This window comes from Streptomyces olivaceoviridis (assembly GCF_014650115.1).
Classification (GTDB): domain Bacteria; phylum Actinomycetota; class Actinomycetes; order Streptomycetales; family Streptomycetaceae; genus Streptomyces; species Streptomyces olivaceoviridis.
In genome coordinates, this window is record NZ_BMUI01000046.1 from 25,434 (window position 1) to 44,238 (window position 18,805).

13 protein-coding genes and 1 pseudogene are annotated in these 18,805 nt (G+C 70.9%); 4 read left to right on the forward strand and 10 right to left on the reverse strand.

Annotation, left to right across the window (positions count from 1 at the left end; all coding sequences use genetic code 11):
* Positions 1 to 2: 2 nt before the first annotated feature.
* The gene (gene fxsT, locus IE273_RS40455; RefSeq protein WP_229888076.1) at positions 3 to 5,465 is read right to left on the reverse strand and encodes an FxSxx-COOH system tetratricopeptide repeat protein; all 5,463 of its coding nucleotides are present in this window, start codon (positions 5,463 to 5,465) and stop codon (positions 3 to 5) included.
* 229 nt (positions 5,466 to 5,694) lie between these two features.
* Complete coding sequence (gene argS / locus IE273_RS40460; RefSeq protein ID WP_189820103.1) at positions 5,695 to 7,458, reverse strand: arginine--tRNA ligase; 1,764 nt, start codon at positions 7,456 to 7,458, stop codon at positions 5,695 to 5,697.
* 128 nt (positions 7,459 to 7,586) lie between these two features.
* Here argS and lysS point away from each other — a divergent pair, with 128 nt between their 5' ends.
* Positions 7,587 to 9,326 (forward strand): lysine--tRNA ligase, encoded by a 1,740-nt coding sequence (lysS, locus tag IE273_RS40465; RefSeq protein ID WP_189820104.1) that lies wholly within the window; start codon positions 7,587 to 7,589, stop codon positions 9,324 to 9,326.
* Positions 9,327 to 9,386: 60 nt separating this feature from the next.
* On the opposite strand, the gene IE273_RS40470 is transcribed toward lysS, so the two are convergent.
* The 3 genes from IE273_RS40470 to IE273_RS40480 all read right to left on the reverse strand — a co-directional run bounded on the left by IE273_RS40470 (position 9,387) and on the right by IE273_RS40480 (position 12,691).
* Positions 9,387 to 10,631 carry a DUF2637 domain-containing protein gene (locus IE273_RS40470; protein WP_189820115.1) on the reverse strand — a complete coding sequence of 415 codons (1,245 nt, stop codon included), beginning with the start codon at positions 10,629 to 10,631 and terminating at the stop codon, positions 9,387 to 9,389.
* Positions 10,632 to 10,771: 140 nt separating this feature from the next.
* Complete coding sequence (locus tag IE273_RS40475; protein WP_189820105.1) at positions 10,772 to 11,674, reverse strand: DUF3558 family protein; 903 nt, start codon at positions 11,672 to 11,674, stop codon at positions 10,772 to 10,774.
* A 126-nt stretch (positions 11,675 to 11,800) separates the two neighbouring features.
* Positions 11,801 to 12,691 carry a DUF3558 domain-containing protein gene (locus IE273_RS40480; RefSeq protein ID WP_189820106.1) on the reverse strand — a complete coding sequence of 297 codons (891 nt, stop codon included), beginning with the start codon at positions 12,689 to 12,691 and terminating at the stop codon, positions 11,801 to 11,803.
* Positions 12,692 to 12,905: 214 nt separating this feature from the next.
* Here IE273_RS40480 and IE273_RS40485 point away from each other — a divergent pair, with 214 nt between their 5' ends.
* A complete protein-coding gene (locus tag IE273_RS40485) occupies positions 12,906 to 14,099 on the forward strand; it encodes an RtcB family protein (protein ID WP_189820107.1) in 1,194 nt (397 codons plus the stop codon).
* Between the two features lie 43 nt (positions 14,100 to 14,142).
* On the opposite strand, the gene IE273_RS40490 is transcribed toward IE273_RS40485, so the two are convergent.
* The gene (locus IE273_RS40490) at positions 14,143 to 14,976 is read right to left on the reverse strand and encodes an SANT/Myb-like DNA-binding domain-containing protein (RefSeq protein ID WP_189820108.1); all 834 of its coding nucleotides are present in this window, start codon (positions 14,974 to 14,976) and stop codon (positions 14,143 to 14,145) included.
* A gap of 196 nt (positions 14,977 to 15,172) precedes the next feature.
* On the opposite strand from IE273_RS40490, the pseudogene IE273_RS44405 reads away from it, so the two are divergent.
* Positions 15,173 to 15,630, forward strand: a pseudogene (locus tag IE273_RS44405) (Rossmann-fold NAD(P)-binding domain-containing protein); the annotation flags it as partial.
* On the opposite strand, the gene IE273_RS40495 reads toward IE273_RS44405, so the two are convergent.
* The 4 genes from IE273_RS40495 to IE273_RS40510 all read right to left on the reverse strand — a co-directional run bounded on the left by IE273_RS40495 (position 15,599) and on the right by IE273_RS40510 (position 17,589).
* On the reverse strand, positions 15,599 to 15,760 hold the full coding sequence (locus IE273_RS40495; RefSeq protein WP_189820109.1) for a hypothetical protein: 162 nt from the start codon (positions 15,758 to 15,760) through the stop codon (positions 15,599 to 15,601). The pseudogene IE273_RS44405 and the gene IE273_RS40495 sit on opposite strands and share 32 nt — an antisense overlap.
* A complete protein-coding gene (locus IE273_RS40500; RefSeq protein ID WP_189820110.1) occupies positions 15,757 to 16,533 on the reverse strand; it encodes an SDR family NAD(P)-dependent oxidoreductase in 777 nt (258 codons plus the stop codon). Before IE273_RS40500 ends, IE273_RS40495 begins: the two co-directional genes overlap by 4 nt.
* Before the next feature lie 62 nt (positions 16,534 to 16,595).
* Positions 16,596 to 16,934, reverse strand: coding sequence for a YnfA family protein (locus IE273_RS40505; protein ID WP_189820111.1), 339 nt, complete (start codon positions 16,932 to 16,934; stop codon positions 16,596 to 16,598).
* 250 nt (positions 16,935 to 17,184) lie between these two features.
* Positions 17,185 to 17,589: a winged helix-turn-helix transcriptional regulator gene (locus IE273_RS40510; RefSeq protein WP_189820112.1), complete on the reverse strand. Its 405-nt coding sequence runs from the start codon at positions 17,587 to 17,589 to the stop codon at positions 17,185 to 17,187.
* Between the two features lie 134 nt (positions 17,590 to 17,723).
* On the opposite strand from IE273_RS40510, the gene IE273_RS40515 reads away from it, so the two are divergent.
* Complete coding sequence (locus IE273_RS40515; protein ID WP_189820113.1) at positions 17,724 to 18,632, forward strand: NADP-dependent oxidoreductase; 909 nt, start codon at positions 17,724 to 17,726, stop codon at positions 18,630 to 18,632.
* Positions 18,633 to 18,805: the final 173 nt, after the last annotated feature.

The following is an 18,805-nucleotide window of genomic DNA, read 5'->3' on the forward strand; positions in this document are numbered from 1 at the left end:
GGTCAGTCTCTCCCCGGGGAACTCGGGACAGGGGGTGCGGGGACGTGAACGGTCGCCTCCAGGTCCTGTAGGACGAAGCCGTACTCCTGGTCGTAGACGGTGAAACGGACGCGATGCGCGCCGGGTTCCTTGGCGGTGAAGCCGAAACGGGCCGGCTCGCCCCCGGCCGTGTACTCCTGTGCGGCCGGCTCGATCACCGCTGCCGTGCGCGCTCCCGCCACCAACAGCAGCGACGGCAGTTCCGGCGCCGCCGTGCCCCCGGAGCGTTCCAGCCACACCTCGATGGCCGCTTCGGTTCCGACGCCCGGGTCGTCCAGGAGGGTCATGCGGGGCAGCCAGGCGGGCCGCAGCCGGGCCAGCTGGGCGCGGAGCGCCTCCAGGCGTGGATGGTCCGGCCCGAGCACCCGCTCCCAGCGCGTCAGCAACGCGTCGTGGGACGGCTCCGCGTCGTGCTGTCCCGCCTCCGCGCGGACGAACGCCAGCATGGTCAGGCTGTCCAGCGTCTCCGGAGCGTCGGGGCCGAGGACGTGTTCCCGTCCGGCGTGCACCGCCCGCAGCAGCCGTTCGGCTCCTTCGGCGTCGCCCGCTTCGGCCATCGCGCGGGCCAGGCTCTCCGTCCAGGTGGGACAGCCGTCGTCGGCACGTTCCAGGCACACCATGACGACCGACCTGGCACGGTCGTCGACGCCGCCGTCCGCCGCTCGCCGGTGAGCCTCGGCGATGCCCTCGGGAGTGCTGGGGAACCCCGAGTGTTCCAGCAGCCGGGCCCGGTCGGCGAGCGACGCCCGCTGGACGGCGAGGGCCCCCTCGGGGTCGTCCGCCTGGAGCAGCGCGTAGGCCAGGTGGTCCCGTAACTGGAGCGGGACGCGATGGTGCGGGCCGTACACCCTCGCCGCGTCGTCGACGAGCCGTTCGAACTGGGCCACCGCTCGCCTCGGCGGGCCGAACTCGGTGGCCAGCAGCGCGAGACGGGCGCGGGCGTGCAGGGTCGTGGGGTGGTCCTCCGCCAGGACGGCACGGCAGTCGCGGAGCAACTCCTCCATGACCGCGATCGCCCGCCAGTGATCACCCGCGTCCCGGCACGCGAAGGCCAGGTCCACTCGCCATGCGACGGTACTGGGGTGCAGGGGACTGTGCAGCCGGAAGCCGTCGGCGACCAGCGAGTCCAGTTCGCCCACGGCCTCCTTGTAGGCACCGCGGAGCCGGAGCACCCGGGTGAGCGCGTCGCGTGCGCTGAGCACGCTGGGGTGGTCGGCGTCCCGCACCCGTAAGAGATCGGCCAGCCGTTCCCGCTGGAGCAGGACGGACTGGGCGAAGTGCCCGGCCGCGCGGTGGGCGAACGCGAGCCTGCCCCGTGCCGTGAACGTGAGCGGGTGATCAGGCCCCAGGAAGCGGACGCAGTCGGCGACGAGCCGTTCGGACAGGCGGATGGCCTCCGCGGTCTCGCCCGACCGCTGACGCAGCAGGGCGAGGGAGACCCGGGCGTTGAGCGTGTCGAGGTGGGAGGCCCCCAGGGTGCGCTCCAGGTCCGCCACCACCGCCACGGCATCGCGCAGGGCGCCGGCGAAGTCGTCGGCGTCGAGCCGTGTGCGGGCCAGCCAGTGCCGTGAGGTGAGGACCTGGGGATGGTCGCGTTCCTGGACCTGGAGCCGCCGGGCCAGCCAGTGCTCGCGGACCCGAACGGCCCGTTCGTGTTCGCCCGCGCTCCGGCAGGCGTTGGCGAGGGTCTCCCCGGCGACGATCGTGGCCAGGTGGAGGGGGCCCTGGACGCGTTCGCGGTCCGCCACGAGCGCTTCGGACTCGGCGATGGCCCGGCTGTGTTCCTCTGCAAGTTGGTGCGCGAGGGCCAGCCACCTGCGGGCGAGCAACGTCTTGGGATGGTCCGGGTGCCGCAGCCGCTCCCAGTCGTCGACGATCCGCTGGGACAGAAGCGCCGCCCGCTGGTACTCGCCCGCGTCACGGCAGGCGGCGGCCAGATCGTCGAGGGCGTCGAGGGAGTCGGGGTGATCGGCCCCGTTCAGCCGTGTCCGGGCGGTCCAGATCGCCTCGAACTCGGCGAGCGCGAGCCGGTACTCCTCGGCGTCGCCGTACGACTGGGCGAGGCTTCGACGGGCGTCCAGCGTCTGCGGGTGATCCTCCCCCTTGAGGCGGGTCCACCGGCTGATCACGTCCTCGAACAGGGACCTGGCCTCGCCGTGGCGTTCGGCCGCCGCGTACGCGTGGGCGAGGTTCGCGCAGACCACGAGGGTGTCGGGATGGTCTTCGCCGAACACCCGCCGGTAATCGGCCAGGAGCGAGGTGAACTCGTCGATCGCGCGCTGGTGATGACCCGCGTACTTGTGGCCGAGCGCCACCTCGTTGCGTGCGATCAGGGTGATCCGGCTGTCCGCGCCGTGGAGCCGGACGCGGTCCCTGAGGACGTCCTCGTGGATCTCGATCGCGCGCCGGTATTCGCAGGCGGACCGCAGCGACCAGGCCAGCTGGTGCCTGGCCTCCAGCAGAGAGGGGTGGTCGGCTCCCTGGAGCCGCCGACGGTCCGCGACGAGTGCCTCCCACGCGGAGACCGAACGGTAGTACTCGCCGGCCAGCCGGTACGCCTCGGCCAGCCAGCCCCTGGTGTTGAGGACGTCCTGGTGATCCGCCCCCAGCGCGCGCTCCATCTCTTCGAGGAGCTCCTGGAACAGGCTGATCGCCGCGGCGTGGTCCTCGGCGGCGGAGTGCGCCCCGCCCAGCGCCCGGCGCGTGAGGTACACCTCCCGGTGCCCGGGGCCCAGGACGCGTACCTGGTCCGCCACCAGGGCGCGGAGCTCGGAAACGGCACGCTCCGGGAAACCCGCCAGCTGACGGCAGCGGGCCAGGCTCCACCGCGTGTCGAGGACCCGGGGGTGGTCGTCACCCATGATCCGGGTCCGGTCGCGCAGGACGCGCTCGTACAGGGCGATGGCCTGGTCGTACTCGGAAGCGGCCTGGTACGCGTAGGCGAGGTTCTCGGCGGCGGTCAGTGTGGCGAGGTGGTCCTCCCCCTGGACGCGGGTGCGGTCGTCGAGGAGGTCCTGCAGCTCCACGATCGCCCTGGGGTGGTCCCCGGCCAGCTGCCGGGCGTAGGCGAGGGCGTTGCGCGTGGACAGCGTCTCGGGGTGCTCCGGGCCCCGGACCCTGGCGTAGTCCTCGACCAGGTGCTCGTACTCCGCGAGCGCCTGCGCGTAGTCCGCGAGGGCCCGGTGGGCGTAGGCGATGTCCTCACGGTAGTCGAGCGTGTCGGGATGGTCGGGGCCCTGGCACCGTTCGCTGTCCTCGGCCAGGGACGCGAACTCCGGGAGGGCCGCGGCGGGGCCCTTGGCGTCCATCAGGGCGTACGCCAGGCTCTGGCGTGTCTTCAGCGTTTCCGGATGGTCCTCGCCCTGGATCCGTCCGCGCTGGGCCCGCAGGGCCGTGTACAGGGAGACGGCCTGCTGTCGGTCGCCCGCCGCCTCATGGGCGGAGGCCAGCCATCCCCTGCTCGTCAGGGTGTCGGGATGGTCGGTGCCCAGGACCCGCTCCCGGTCGGCCACCGCCTGCTCGTACAGCCGCAGTGCGAGCTGGTGGTCGCCGGCCCTGAGGTGCGCGTAGGCCAGGTTGTTACGGCTGGTGAGGGTGTCGGGGTGGTCGTCGCCGAGGACGCGCCGGCGGTCCGCGACCACGGCCTCGAACTCCTCCACCGCACGCCGGTAGCGACCTGCCATCTGACGCGCGTAGGCCAGGTCGTTGCGGCTGGTGAGGGTGTCGGGGTGGTTGTCACCGAGGACGCGCCGGCGGTCCGCGACCACGGCCTCGAACTCGCGCACGGCGGCCAGGACGTCGCCGGCCTTCCGGTACGCGTACGCGAGCCTGTGCCTGCCGGCCAGCGTCGATGCCGCGTCCCCGCCCGACAACCGCAAGCGGTCGCGGAATGCCTCCTGGCACAGCCGCACGGCCTTGGCCGGGTCACCTGCCTTCGCGTGCAGCTCGGCCAGACGGTCCTGGTCGGCGAGGGTGGCGCTGTCGTCCGCGCCCAGCAGCCGAAGCTGGTTCTCGACCACGCGCTCGACCAGGGGGATGGCCAGCACATGCTGCTCACGGGCGACGAGTTCGTCGGCCGCGCGCCGGTACATCTCGGTCACTTCGTGGCGGGGGGTGCTCGCAGGCCCGGTCTGCGCCAGCGCCTGCACGTGCGGAAGCCAGCGCTGCCAGACTCCCCGCTCCGCCTCGCCGCCCAGGGCGGACGTGTCGGGGAGCGCCCCGGCCAGGGCCCGTTCGGCACGACCGCGGATGTCGGCCGCCCTGACGGAAGCCGCGGCACGGAGGGTCTTCTGCATCAGCCGGTGCAGCGAGACGGAGTCCCCGGCCACGCTGACCAGGTTGTAGTCGGCCAGCATCTCGACGGCGGTCCGTGCCTCGGCCTCACTGTCCGCCAACGACAGGAGTACCCGCAGCGGGAGCGCCTCGGGCGCGTACCAGGCCAGTGCCATCAACAGGTCCACAGCGACCGGGCAGCGCTCGCCGATCGCTCGCGAACTGGTGAGCCAGATCTGCGTGATGGCCCGGTCCAGACCCTCGGACGGTGCCGCCGTCTCCAGCGCGTCACCCGCGGTCGCGACCAGCTTCGAGCGGTAGGAGGCGAAGGACGTGCCGGTCTCGCGCACGTAGGCCGCGGCCTGTGCCAGGGCCAGGGGGAGATGCCCCAGGTCCGACGCCAGCAGGCCGGCCTGCCTCCGCTCCGCCGCGGTCGGGCGGCGATCGGGGAACGCCACGGTGCACAGCAGGTCGACGGCCAGGTGCGGGGACAGCACATCGAGGCTCACCAGGTGCGTACCAGCCCGCCATCCGGCTCGTCGGCGGCTCGTGACGAGCTGGTGGCCGTGACCGAAGAGCCGGCTGAGGTACGGGTTGACGTGGAGCGGCTCGTTGACGTTGTCGTAGACGACCAGCCAGCCGGGGTGGGCTTGCAGCCACCTCACGGCCCACTCGGTGCGCTCCCTGGCACCGGCGCCCAGCGCCCAGTCCGGGTAGACGCGAACGGCCAGATCGGCGAGAGCCGAAGCGATCTGCTCCTCGCTCTCGGCGGTGATCCACCACACCAGCGAGTAGTCGCCGAGGTGCGCGTGCGCGTAGTGGAGGGCCAGTGTCGTCTTGCCCACACCGCCGAGGCCGTGGACGGCCGCGGCCTGACAGATGACGCCCGCGCCGGACGTCAGCGACTCACGGAGCCCCCGCAGAGCGTCCGTCCGGCCGATCAGACCGTCCTTGGCGGCGGGAAGGTTGTGCAGCCCCGGGGGCGCGGACAACCAGGCAGTGGCCGCCCTCGCCGCGGCGGGGAGCACCACCGCGCGTTCTTCCAGGTGCGGATTGCCGCCCGCGTCGATCGCTTTCGCACGCCACAGGGCGGTCGCCCCATCGGCCTGCCCCAGCAGGTTCTCGGCGGTCAGTGAGCCCTGGGCGGTGATCATCGCGGCCATCGGATCCGATGGCCGTGCAAGACCGACAGGGAGGTCCCGGGACGAACGGAACCTAATTCAGGCGAGATCACCACGACCAACGAGCCCCCCGATGCCACCGCCCCACGCCCGCCAGAGTCTCCCGGCGGGCAACCAACCGTACTGAAACGGCTGCGAGTTGTCACGACCGGCAGCCCCGCGCCCCGGGGATCGCGGGACGCGGGACCGAGCGCGCACGGCGTCAGAGCTTCTCGGGCGTACGGATGCCCAGCAGGGCCATGCCCTGGTGCAGGGTGCGGGCCGTGACGTCGCACAGGAAGAGGCGGTTCTCCACCTGCGCCGGGGTCTCGGCGCGCAGCACCGGACACTTGTCGTAGAACGACGTGTACAGCGACGCCACCTGGTACAGGTACGCCGCCAGCTTGTGCGGGGCGTACTCCGTGGCCGCCTCCCGGACCGTCTCCGCGAAGGAGTCCAGGTGCAGGCCGAGGGCACGCTCGGCGTCCGCCAGGGCCAGCTCCGGGTGGGCCGCCGGGGAGACCTCGCCGGCCTTGCGCAGGATCGACTGGATACGGGCGTACGCGTACTGGAGGTAGACGGACGTGTCGCCGTTCAGCGAGACCATCTGGTCCAGGTCGAACTTGTAGTCCCGGTTCGCCGACGTCGACAGGTCCGCGTACTTCACCGCGCCGATGCCCACCTGGGCGCCCCGCTCGGCGATCTCCTCCTCGGACAGGTCCTGCGCCTTCTCCCGGACCACGGCCGAGGCGCGGTCGATCGCCTCGTCCAGCAGGTCGACCAGGCGGACCGTCTCGCCCTCACGGGTCTTGAACGGCTTGCCGTCCTTGCCGAGGACCGTGCCGAAGGCCAGCTGCACCGCCGTCACGTCGTCGTTCAGCCAGCCGGCCCGGCGGGCGGTCTCGAAGACCATCCGGAAGTGCAGGGCCTGCCGGGCGTCCACCACGTAGAGCAGGGTGTTCGCCTTGAGGTTGAAGACGCGGTCGCGGATCGCGGAGAGGTCGGTGGCCGCGTAGCCGTAGCCGCCGTCGGACTTCTGCACGATCAGCGGGACCGGGTTGCCGTCCGGGCCCTTGATGTCGTCGAAGAAGACGCAGAGCGCGCCTTCGGAGCGGACGGCCACGCCCGACTCCTCCAGCAGGCGGCAGGTCTCGGCCAGCATGTCGTTGTACCCCGACTCGCCGACGATGTCCGCGTCCCGGATCTCCATGTCCAGCTTCTCGAAGACGGAGAAGAAGTAGATCTTCGACTCGTCCACGAACCTCTGCCACACGGCGAGCGTGTGCTCGTCCCCGGCCTGGAGGTCGACCACCCGGCGCCGGGCCCGCGTCTTGAACTCCTCGTCGGAGTCGAACTTCTTCCGCGCGGCCTTGTAGAGGCGGTCGAGGTTCGACATCGCCTCCTCACCCGTCACCCGGGCGTCCTTGTGGTCCAGCTCGTGCGGGTGCTCGTCCAGGTACTGGATGAGCATGCCGAACTGGGTGCCCCAGTCGCCGATGTGGTGCCGGCGGACCACGTTCTCGCCGGTGAACTCCAGCAGCTGCACCACCGAGTCGCCGATCACCGCACTGCGCAGGTGACCGACGTGCATCTCCTTCGCCACGTTCGGCTGCGCGTAGTCGATCACCGTCGTGCCGGGCTGCTCGGCGTACGGCACGCCGAGGCGGCCCGTCTCGTCCGCGTACCGCGCGGCCAGGTTCCCGGTGATCGCCTTGTCCGCGATCGTGATGTTCAGGAAGCCGGGCCCGGAGACCTCGACGTCCTTGATCACGTCACCGGTCACCACCTGGGAGACGATCTGGGTCGCCAGCTCCCGGGGGTTCGCCTTCGCCTTCTTGGCCAGGGCCAGGATGCCGTTGGCCTGGAAGTCGGCCCGGTCGCTTCGTCGCAGCAGCGGGTCCGCGCCGGCGGCCTCGGGCAGGGTGGCCGAGAGGGCGGACGCGAGGTGCTGCTGGACGTTGTCGCTGAGGGACGTGACCGAGGCCATAGGAGTGGGTGCCGTTCTCCTCGTGGGGATGGATAGACCCAGCCAGTATCCCACGGGGGGTAAAGCCGTTTTCCCGGGCGCGATCCGGTCTGTGAGAATGGAGTGTCACCCCGTTCAGAAAGAAGGACGTGCCGATCGTGGCTCAGAGCACCGAGACCACCGACTGGGTCTCCCGTTTCGCGGATGAGGTCATCGAGGAGTCGGAGCGCCGGGCCCCGGGCAAACCGGTCGTCGTCGCGTCCGGACTCTCCCCCTCCGGTCCGATCCACCTCGGCAACCTCCGCGAGGTCATGACCCCGCACCTCGTCGCCGACGAGATCCGCCGCCGTGGCCGCGAGGTCCGGCACCTGATCTCCTGGGACGACTACGACCGGTACCGCAAGGTCCCGGCCGGCGTCGCCGGCATCGACGAGTCCTGGGCCGAGCACATCGGCAAGCCGCTGACCTCCGTCCCCGCGCCGAAGGGCTCGCCGCACCCGAACTGGGCCGAGCACTTCAAGGCCGCGATGATCGAGTCGCTGGCCCAGCTCGGCGTCGAGTTCGACGGCATCAGCCAGACCGAGCAGTACACCTCCGGCGCCTACCGCGAGCAGATCCTGCACGCCATGAAGCACCGGAACGGGATCGACGCGATCCTCGACCAGTACCGCACGAAGAAGGCCCCGAAGAAGCAGCAGCAGAAGCCCCTGGACGAGGCCGAACTGGAGGCCGAGGAGGGCTCCGGCGCCGCGTCCGAGGACGACGGCAGCTCCGGCTCCGCCGGGTACTTCCCGTACAAGCCGTACTGCGGCAACTGCGGCAAGGACCTGACGACGGTCACCTCCTACGACGACGACAGCACCGAGCTGTCGTACACCTGCACCGCCTGCGGCTTCGCCGAGACCGTCCGGCTCAGCGAGTTCAACCGCGGCAAGCTGGTCTGGAAGGTCGACTGGCCGATGCGCTGGGCCTACGAGGGCGTGATCTTCGAGCCCAGCGGGGTCGACCACTCCTCGCCGGGCTCCAGCTTCCAGGTCGGCGGCCAGATCGTCGGCATCTTCGGCGGCGAGCAGCCCATCGGCCCCATGTACGCCTTCGTCGGCATCTCCGGCATGGCGAAGATGTCCTCCTCGCGGGGCGGGGTCCCGACCCCGGCCGACGCGCTGAAGATCATGGAGCCGCAGCTCCTGCGCTGGCTGTACGCCCGCCGCCGGCCCAACCAGTCCTTCAAGATCGCCTTCGACCAGGAGATCCAGCGGCTCTACGACGAGTGGGACAAGCTCGCCGCCAAGGTCACCGAGGACTCCGCCCTGCCCGGCGACGTGGCCGCGTACACCCGCGCCGTCGGCACCGCCGCCGGTGAGCTGCCGAAGACGCCGCGACCGCTGCCGTACCGCACGCTCGCGTCCGTCGCCGACATCACCGCCGGACACGAGGACCAGGCCCTGCGCATCCTCTCCGAGCTCGACCCGGAGCAGCCGCTGGCCTCACTGGACGAGGTACGGCCCCGGTACGACAGGGCCGAGGCCTGGATCAACACGCACGTCCCCGCCGACCAGCGGACCATCGTGCGCGACGAGCCCGACGCCGAGCTGCTGAAGTCCCTCGACGAGGCCTCCCAGCAGTCCGTACGCCTGCTGCTCGACGGACTCGCCGACCACTGGTCGCTCGACGGACTGACCCACCTCGTGTACGGCGTGCCCAAGGTCCAGGCCGGGTTCTCCGCCGACGCCACGCCCAAGGAACTGCCCGCCGAGATCAAGACCGCTCAGCGGACGTTCTTCGCTCTCCTGTACCACCTGCTCGTCGGCCGCGACACCGGGCCCCGGCTGCCCACGCTGCTGCTGGCCGTGGGACAGGACCGGGTGCGGCGCCTGCTCGGCGAGTAAGGCGAGCAAACGGCATGAAGAAGGGGCCCTCCGCCGGCGGAGGGCCCCTTCTTCATGCCGTCACGCGATGTGGTCCTCTTCCAGCTCCGCGTTGAAGCGGTTGGTGAAGCGGTTGACCATGCGGTCGGCGTCACGCGAGGGCAGCGTGATGCCGTACGTCGCCTCCACCGCCTCGCCGAACTGGTGCGGGGTGGGGAAGCTGCCGTCGATCGACTTGCGGAACACCTGGTAGTAGTCCTCCTCCGTCGGGTCCGGCTGGGGGGTGCCCCCGCCCTCACCCAGCTCACGGGTGCGGTTCGGACCCACCGGAATGGGGAAGCTGCCGGTCTCCTCCGGGGACGGCTGCTGGAACTGCTCCCTGGGCTGGTCCTCGTACCAGTCCTCGTACTGCTCCTCGGGGGCGTACTGGGGTTCCTGGAGCATGGGGTCGTAGGTGGGGTCGTAGCCGCCGTGGTACTCCACCTCCCGGGGAGTCTGGAACCAGGGGCTCTGCTCGTCCACCGGAGGCTCGTCGGGCCGCTGCTCGCTCGGCGGCGCGGCCTGCCGGGGGACGGGCACCGCCCCGGCGGGACGAGGGCCCGCGACCGCGGTGCGTGCCGCCGCCTCCAGCTGCGGCTGGGGAGCCGGGGGCAGCAGCACCGGTTCGATGCCCGCCGCCGCCAGACCCGCCGGGGCCGTCTCCGCCAGGGGCACGCCGTACCGTGCCAGCCGCAGCGGCATCAGGGACTCCACCGGGGCCTTGCGGCGCCAGGCACGGCCGAAACGGGACCGCAGGCGGGCCTGGTAGACCAGGCGTTCCTGCTCCAGCTTGATGACCTGGTCGTAGGAGCGCAGCTCCCACAGCTTCATACGGCGCCACAGCAGGAACGTGGGCACCGGAGAGAGGAGCCAGCGGGTGAGGCGGACCCCCTCCATGTGCTTGTCGGCCGTGATGTCCGCGATCCGGCCGATCGCGTGCCGGGCCGCCTCGACCGCCACGACGAACAGCACCGGGATCACCGCGTGCATCCCGACACCCAGCGGGTCCGGCCAGGCGGCGGCGCCGTTGAACGCGATCGTCGCCGCCGTCAGCAGCCACGCCGTCTGGCGCAGCAGCGGGAAGGGGATCCGGATCCAGGTCAGCAGCAGGTCCAGGGCCAGGAGGACACAGATGCCCGCGTCGATGCCCACCGGGAACACATAGGAGAAGTTCCCGAAGCCCTTCTTGACGGCCAGCGCACGGACGGCCGCGTACGAACCGGCGAAGCCGATGCCGGCGATGATCAACGCGCCGGTCACGACCACGCCGATCAGCACGCGGTGCATCCGAGTCAGCTGCAGTGGCGCGGCCACTCGTACTCCCCTCCCATTGCGTGTTGTTGCGCGCAACAGAGTGGCACACGTGTACGGCGAACGTGGTGCCGGTCAGCCGCCACGGCCCTCCGTCAGCCGCCACAGCCCTCCGGTCAGCTGTCCTTCGCGGCCGACGCGGACGCGGACGCGTCGGCCGAGGCCGACTTGGACGGAGACTTCGACGGAGCCCCGGAAGACGACGCCGACTTCGAGGGAGACGCCGACGAAGTAGCGGTACCACCGGCCCCGTTGGCCGACGACACCGACGCCACGGCCTCCTTCAGAGCCTTCTCCGCGGCCTTCGTCAGGTCGTCGGCGTCCGGCGTCTTCTCACCCGCGAGACCGGCACCGTTGTAGTCGACCGTCACGACGACGTTCTCCACCCGGGCCACGACCGTCTGCTGCTTGAACAGACCTTCCTTCTTCTTCAGGTCGTAGCGCACCGCCATCGCCTCCGCGCCCGTGCCGGACAGCGGTGTCGCCTTGGTGTTCTTCGCACCGTCCACCGCCTGCGCGTCCTTCACCTGCCGGGCGTAGTACGCGTGCGCCTGGTCGTCACCGGAGCCGCGCGTGACGTCCGAGTCGAAGCGGAGCAGCGAGACGTTCAGCCAGCGGAACTGGGAGCCCTTGACACCGTTGTTGTCCAGGCTGTTCCACGAGCAGGAGGCACGCGACGACGGCTCGTCCGAACTGCCCTTCTTGCCGGACTTGCCGCTCTTCGGGACCAGATCGCCCAACGTCTTCTTCGACAGCACCGCGCACGCGTCGGGAAGCTTCCCGTACGCCGCCGCCTGCACCGTCGGCGACGCGCTCACCGACGGCTGCGCACTGCTGCTCCCCGCCGACTGCCCGCCGCTCCCGCCACTCGACCCGGCCTTGGAGTCACCCGAGTCGGAGGAGCACGCCGCGGTGATCAGAACCGCGGGAACGGCTGCCGCGCAGACAAGAACGCGGCGCAGGCGCATGGCTCGCTGGTGTCGCTGGGCACGGTCGTCTCGCTGGGCTGCTCGCTGCATGGTTCCTTCACTCGTGACGCTCGGTGTTCGTGCGGGTTCCTGCGGGGCCACGGTACGCGGTGAAGGACCTGTGCGGTTTCCGTTCGCGCGCTTCGCGGGAGCGGGCGGACGGGACCGGCGAGACCGTCAGCCGCCCAGCGCGTCATCCAGCCGAGAGGCCAGATTACGGGCCCTGTCCTGCATTTCCTTGCTGTCGGGGACCGTTCCCATGGCCATCGGCTGCTCCTCGTACTGGATGGTGACGATGACGTTGGACGTGCGGAACACCACAGTCACCGTCCGCTGTTCGGCCGTCGAACCGGACGTACTGAGCCGGTCGTCCAGATACGCCTCGTCACCGAGGTCGGTCAGCACGCGCGGCTGGAGGTCGGAGGACGCCGCACCGGAGGACGCGTCGGAGGACGCGTCGGAGGACTCGGAGGACCCCGAGGAAGCAGGGGAGTTGGCGGAAGAGGGCCGCGTCGAGCCCGGGGAGGCCGCACCACCCGGGGAGCCCTTCGCCGACGAGGACGCGGATGCGGACGCGGTGGGCGTCGGGGACGAGGGTGGCGCCGAGGAGGTCGCCGGCGCCGGGAGGTCGGCGGCCGTCTCCTTGTCCAGGAACAGCCTCTGCGCCTGGTCGTCGTCGCTGACCGTGTTGTCGTACGACACCACGCGCTCGAAGTCGACGGACAGCCGGTCCGTGGCGGCGGCCGACTCGACCTTCCAGTGGCAGCCGACCTTGCGATCGGTGTCGTAGGTGAGCGTGGCGTCGCCCTGGTAGGCCTTGTCCCGCTGTGCCGGGTCGGTGATCTGCTGGATGCCGGGCAGCAGCGCGTCCAGGGTGTCGTGGCCGACCGCGCCGCAGGGCTCGGGGAGCGTGCGGTACCTGCCGGGCTGGGCGGCTGCGGTGGCCGAGCCGGCGTCGCCCGGGTTGGCGTCGTCCGTCGGCCCCTTGTCCCCGGAGCCGCTCGTGCAGCCGGCCAGCAGCGCCGCGAGGAGGGCGGCGGTGCCGGTTACGTACGCCTTCCGCTGCACGGTCGGGCTCCTCTCGACGGTGTGCGATCGCTGGTGCTCCAGTGTCCCCGCTGGTTATTCGCTTGCCGCGGCGGGGCGTCCCCTGGAGACAATGTGTATCGCACGCACTGCCGTGGACGCCGGTCCCTTGTCCCTTTTCATCGACCTTGGCGCCGCTTTTGCGTTTTGCCGCTTCCAAGCCTTTTGTTATCGCTTCCGGGGGAATGAGGAACGTATGTCGTACGTGGAGATGCCGGGCGCCAAGGTCCCGATCCGGATGTGGGCGGACCCGGCGACGGTCGAGGACGTGGCCCTGCGCCAGCTCCAGAACGTGGCGACCCTGCCGTGGATCAAGGGCCTGGCCGTGATGCCGGACGTGCACTACGGCAAGGGCGCCACGGTCGGCTCGGTCATCGCGATGCGGGGCGCGGTGTGCCCGGCGGCGGTCGGGGTGGACATCGGCTGCGGGATGTCGGCGGTGAAGACGTCCCTGACGGCGAACGACCTGCCCGGGGATCTGTCGCGACTGCGGTCGAGGATCGAGCAGGTGATTCCGGTGGGGCGGGGGATGCACCAGGATCCCGTGGAGCCGGGGGACTTCCACGGGCTGGCCACGGCCGGGTGGGAGGACTTCTGGGGGCGGTTCGAGGGGGTCGCGGAGGCGGTGCACTTCCGCAAGGGTCGAGCAATCGGACAAATGGGGACACTCGGGTCCGGGAATCACTTTGCAGAAGTTTGCATCAGTGAAGACAATTCGGTCTGGCTCATGCTCCACTCCGGCTCCCGGAACATCGGCAAGGAACTCGCCGAGCACCACATCGGTGTGGCTCGGAAACTTCCGCACAACCAGGGCCTGGTCGACCGGGACCTCGCCGTCTTCGTCGCGGACACCCCGCAGATGGCGGCCTACCGCAACGATCTGTTCTGGGCGCAGGAGTACGCCAAGTACAACCGCACGCTCATGATGGCACTCCTGAAGGACGTGATCCGCAAGGAGTTCAAGAAGGCCAAGCCGACCTTCGAGCCGGAGATCTCCTGCCACCACAACTACGTGGCGGAGGAGCGGTACGAGGGCATGGACCTGCTGGTGACCCGTAAGGGAGCGATCCGGGCCGGCACCGGTGAGTACGGGATCATCCCGGGCTCGATGGGCACGGGTTCCTACATCGTGAAGGGACTCGGCAACGAACTGGCCTTCAACTCCGCCTCGCACGGAGCCGGTCGGCGGATGAGCCGGAACGCTGCCAAGCGGCGCTTCTCGACCAAGGACCTGGAGGAGCAGACCCGGGGCGTGGAGTGCCGGAAGGACTCCGGTGTCGTGGACGAGATCCCGGGCGCCTACAAGTCGATCGACCAGGTCATCGACCAGCAGCGGGACTTGGTCCAGGTCGTGGCGAAGCTGAAGCAGGTCGTCTGCGTCAAGGGGTGACGCGAGGGGCCCCGACTGGAGCCGGAGGCCCCTCGTCATTCGGTCATTGCTCGCTGGGCATCAGCAACCGGCCGTTGCGGAGTCTCCACAGGCGAAGGCGACAGCTTTGCTCGGTGCGGCCCAGTTCGTGGGCGACCGCAGTGATGTCGTGAGAACGAAGCAGGGTGAGGTCCTCCTGGGCCGTCCAGTTGCGGCGCGAGTGCACGACACGCATGTCGGGCGGTCGCCTCCAGGATGCGATCGCGTCCGCTTTGACCTGCTTGCGCCCGAGCGACATGCAGCCTGGGTAGTACAGGTCGGCTGCCAGGTCCTGAGCAGCCTCCTTCGCGTACAGGATGTTGTAAACCTCGTCGCGTGTGTTCCGGTTGACGGTGCGTTCCACGCCAGTGACCTGCCGGGCATAGGAACACACGTAAGTGCTGATGGCCGTGCTTGACGTGGTCAGTGAGAGAATGGGCCAGCCGCGATCTGCGAAGCCCAGTGAGCCGTCGGCGTCGATGAGTCCGCGAAGGTAGTCGCGCTCTGCGAAACCACCGTTCGGGGGAGCGATCGCCCTGGATTTCCTACCGTACGGCAGGCCCAGCTCGTTGAGCCTGGTCCTGCCTTCCAAAGAACACAGCGTCCAGGTTGCCGAGTGCTGATTCTCGGCGTAGTTCGTGGACCGCTCTCGTTCGGTGACGCTGCTGTTGTACGGCGTCAGGTGCTTGAACCTGTACAGCAGGTCGATGTCCCTGACATTGAGTTCGACCGTCAGGCGGCCTTTCCGTCCTGGCCCTTGGTGCAAGTGCCCATCCGCCTGCAAGAACCCGAACATGTACGCGTACTCGGGGACCGTGAGGTCCATGAACCGGTGGGCGTTAGGCTCGCGGTCAGCCACAGGGAAGCCTCCACTTCCTTGCTGGTCAGGTCCTCGCCCGGGACCGGCATCCCGGGCGAGGGCCGTCGAGTTGATCGTGTGGCGCGAGCCTAGGGCGGATGTTCGTGCGGTGATCGGTGATCGATGAGGTTCGCCCTTGTGGGTTACCCGTCCCGCCCGTCCCCTGGCTCCAGCGAGTCCAGCCAGCGCAGCAGGCCCCGGCGGATTCGCCTCCAACGCCCTCGCCTGGGCCGATGCGGTCCGCGCCGAGCGCGCCGTCTTCGCCCCCTTCGGCGATGTCGCGCTGCCCGTGGTCGACCCGGCGGACATCGCCGCGGTGGCCGCCGCCGCACTGCGCGAGGACCGGCACACCGGCCGGGTGTACGAGCTGACCGGGCCCGAGCCCATCAGCCCGCGTGAGCAGGCCGAGGTCATCGCCGCGGCCCTCGGCGAGGAGGTGGCCTCCGTCGAGCTGTCCCGTGAGGCGGCGCACGCGGGAATGGCGCGGTTCATGCCGGAGCAGGTCGTCGCCGGCGCCCGCGCAGGGCGAGCGCGGACGTGGAGGCGGTCCTGGGGCGTCCGGCCGCGTCCTTCGCCGTGTGGGGCGCGCGGAACCTGCCGGCGTTCGCCCAGGTCCGGCGGGTTACTTCGCGTGCCGTACGGCGTAGATCATGACGAACGCGATGAAGTGGATGCCGAAGAGGAAGTAGGCCAGGAAGTACCAGACCTGGCGTTCGTTCTTCGTCTCCTGTGCCAGGCGCCGCTTCTCGAAGGTGTCCTCCGTCGGGGAGTTCTCGTCCGTCACAGTTCCCGGTGCACCTTCGTGTTGGACGCCTGGGCGCGCGGGCGCAGGATCAGGAGGTCGACGTTGACGTGGCTGGGGCGGGTCACCGCCCAGGTGATCGTCTCGGCCACGTCGTCCGCGGTGAGGGGCTCGGCGACGCCCTCGTACACCTTCTCGGCCCTCTCCGTGTCCCCGCCGAAGCGGGTGAGCGCGAACTCGTCGGTCTTGACCATGCCGGGGGCGATCTCGATGACGCGGACCGGTTGGCCGACGATCTCCAGGCGGAGGGTCTCGGCGAGGACGTGGGCACCGTGCTTGGCGGCCACGTAGCCGGCGCCTCCCTCATAGGTGCCGTGGCCGGCGGTGGAGGAGACGACGACGACCACGCCGTCGCCGCTCGCGACGAGCTTCGGCAGCAGCGCCTGGGTGAGGTTGAGGGTGCCGATGACGTTCGTCTCGTACATCGTGCGCCAGTCCGCCGGGTCGCCGGTGGCCACCGGGTCCGCGCCGAGGGCGCCGCCGGCGTTGTTGACCAGGACGCCGATCGTCTCGAAGGCGGTGGCGAACTCGTCCACGGCGGCGCGGTCGGTGACGTCCAGCTGGTAGGCCACGGCGGAGTGGCCGGCCTTGGTCAGTTCCTCGGCCAGGGCCTCGATGCGGTCCTTGCGGCGGGCGGTGAGGACGACGCGGTAGCCGGCCGCGGCGAGCTGCCGGGCCGTGGCGGCGCCGATGCCGCTGCTCGCGCCGGTGACGACGGCGATGCGGGAGGCGGCGGACGGTGCGGCGGTGGCCATGGCTGCTCCTGGGGGTGCGGCTGGGCGGTCGGTCGAGCGGTCCCGTCCAGCGTAAGTGAGCCTCAGCCGCTGTTTCTCGGCGCCCACATGATGACGGCCATCCCGGCGAGACAGATCAGCGCGCCGGTGATGTCCCAGCGGTCGGGGCGGTAGCCGTCCGCGACGACGCCCCACAGGATCGAGCCGGCCACGAAGATCCCGCCGTAGGCGGCGAGGATGCGGCCGAAGTGGGCGTCCGGCTGGAAGGTGGCGACGAAGCCGTACGCGCCGAGGGCGAGGACGCCTCCGGTGATCCACAGCCAGCCCCGGTGTTCCCGCACGCCCTGCCAGACCAGCCAGGCGCCGCCGATCTCGAACAGCGCGGCGACGACGAACAGGGCGGCGGAGCGGAGGATCGGCATGGGGGCAGCTTCGCACGCCGTTCCCGCGCCACCGGTGGGAGGGCGCGTCACCTGGTGGAGGGCGCCTGGCGGGCGGCTCGCGTGGCAGGCATCCGTACGGCGGCCGGGGAGACGGCGGTGCGGTCGCGAGCGAGGAGGGGTGAGGGCAGGCGGATGCGGGCCTGGGGGGCGACCGGGTGGAGGTGCTGCTGATCCCGCGCCGCAACGGCCCCACCGCCGTCGCGGTCCGGCTGCGGGCGCGGCCGTCGGCTCAGGCGGGGTTCTCGGCGTCGTAGCGTTCGCGGGCCTCGTGGACCTCGTCGAAGTGGGTCTCGGCCCAGGTCTTCACGGCGGTGAGCAGGCCGGCGAGGCCGGTGCCGAGCGGGGTGAGCGCGTAGTCGACGCGGACCGGGACGGACGGGGTGACCGTGCGGCTGATGATGCCGTCCCGCTCCAGCGTGCGCAGGGTCTGGGTGAGCATCTTGGGGCTGACGCCGGCGATCTTGCGGCCGAGGTCGCTGTAGCGCAGGGGGCCGGTGGAGAGGGCGGCGACGACCAGGCTGACCCATTTGTCGCTGAGCCGCCCGAGGAGCTGGTTGGTGGGGCAGTTGCGCAGGAAGGCGTCGTAGTCGGCGCGGGCCTGTTCGCGGCGCTGGGCGGCGGTCATGGTCGCCATGGGCTCTCCTCCGGGTCGGCTACGCACTCTCAGGTAACTACTTACCTGTGGATAGTAGCTCTCCTACGGTGGGTTGTGCGGCCGGAAAGGTGCCGCGGAATCCGTCAACTGCCTTAGGACTGAGGAGAGTTGTCATGCGTGCTGCTGTGGTGAGGGCGTTCGGCGGTCCGGACGCGGTGGAGATCGCCGAGGTTCCGGTGCCGGAGCCGGGGGCCGGGCAGGTGCGGATCAAGGTGGCCGCGGGCGCGCTGAACCCCGTGGACGCCGGGGTGCGCGCCGGGTTCTTCGGCGGGGCCGGCAAGACGCTCGGGCTCGGCTGGGACGCGGCCGGGACGGTGGACGCGGTCGGGGTGGCCGCCGCCTGGCAGGTGGGCGACCCGGTGGTGGCGCTGGTGCCGGGGGTGTCCGACCCGCTGGGCGCGCACGCCGAGTACGTCGTCGTGGCCGCGGACGCGGTGGCGAAGGCGCCGGCCGCGGTGGACGCCGTGCACGCGGGGACGCTGCCGCTGAACGGGCTGACCGCCGTCCAGGCGCTGGATCTGCTGGACCTCGCGCCGGGTGCGTCACTGCTGGTGACCGGGGCGGCGGGTGCGGTCGGCGCCTTCGCCGTGCAGCTCGCCGCGCACCGGGGGATCGAGGTGACCGGGCACGCCCGGGCGGGCGACGAGGAGCTGGTGCGGTCGCTGGGGGCCGCGCACTTCACGGCCGGGCGGGCCGAGGGGGTCGACGGCGTCGAGCCGGGGAGCGTGGACGCGGTGCTGGACGCGGCGGTGCTCGGTGAGCCGGCGCTGGAGTGGGTGCGGGACGGGGGCGCGTACATAGGGGTGCGGCCGGGGGCGTACCCCGCGTCGGTGCGCGGGGTGCGGACGGGGGCCGTGGCGGTGACGGCGGACGGGGTCCGGCTCGCCGAGCTGGTCCGGCTGGTGGACGAGGGGGTGCTGACCCTGCGGGTGGCCGGGACGTTCGCCCTGGAGGACGCGGTCAAGGCGCATGCCCGGCTGGCGGAGGGCGGCGTGCGGGGGCGGGTGGTGCTGGTGCCGTAAGGGCTGGGGAGGGGGTGTGGGAGGGGGCGGTGGAGGGGGCTGGAATATGCGGGACGGGGTGGCCGTTGGAGGGGTATAGTTGAACGCTCAACAACCTGGAAGGTGAGCGACCATGCAGTTCGGGATCTTTTCGGTCGGCGATGTCACGCCGGACCCCACGACGGGGCGGACCC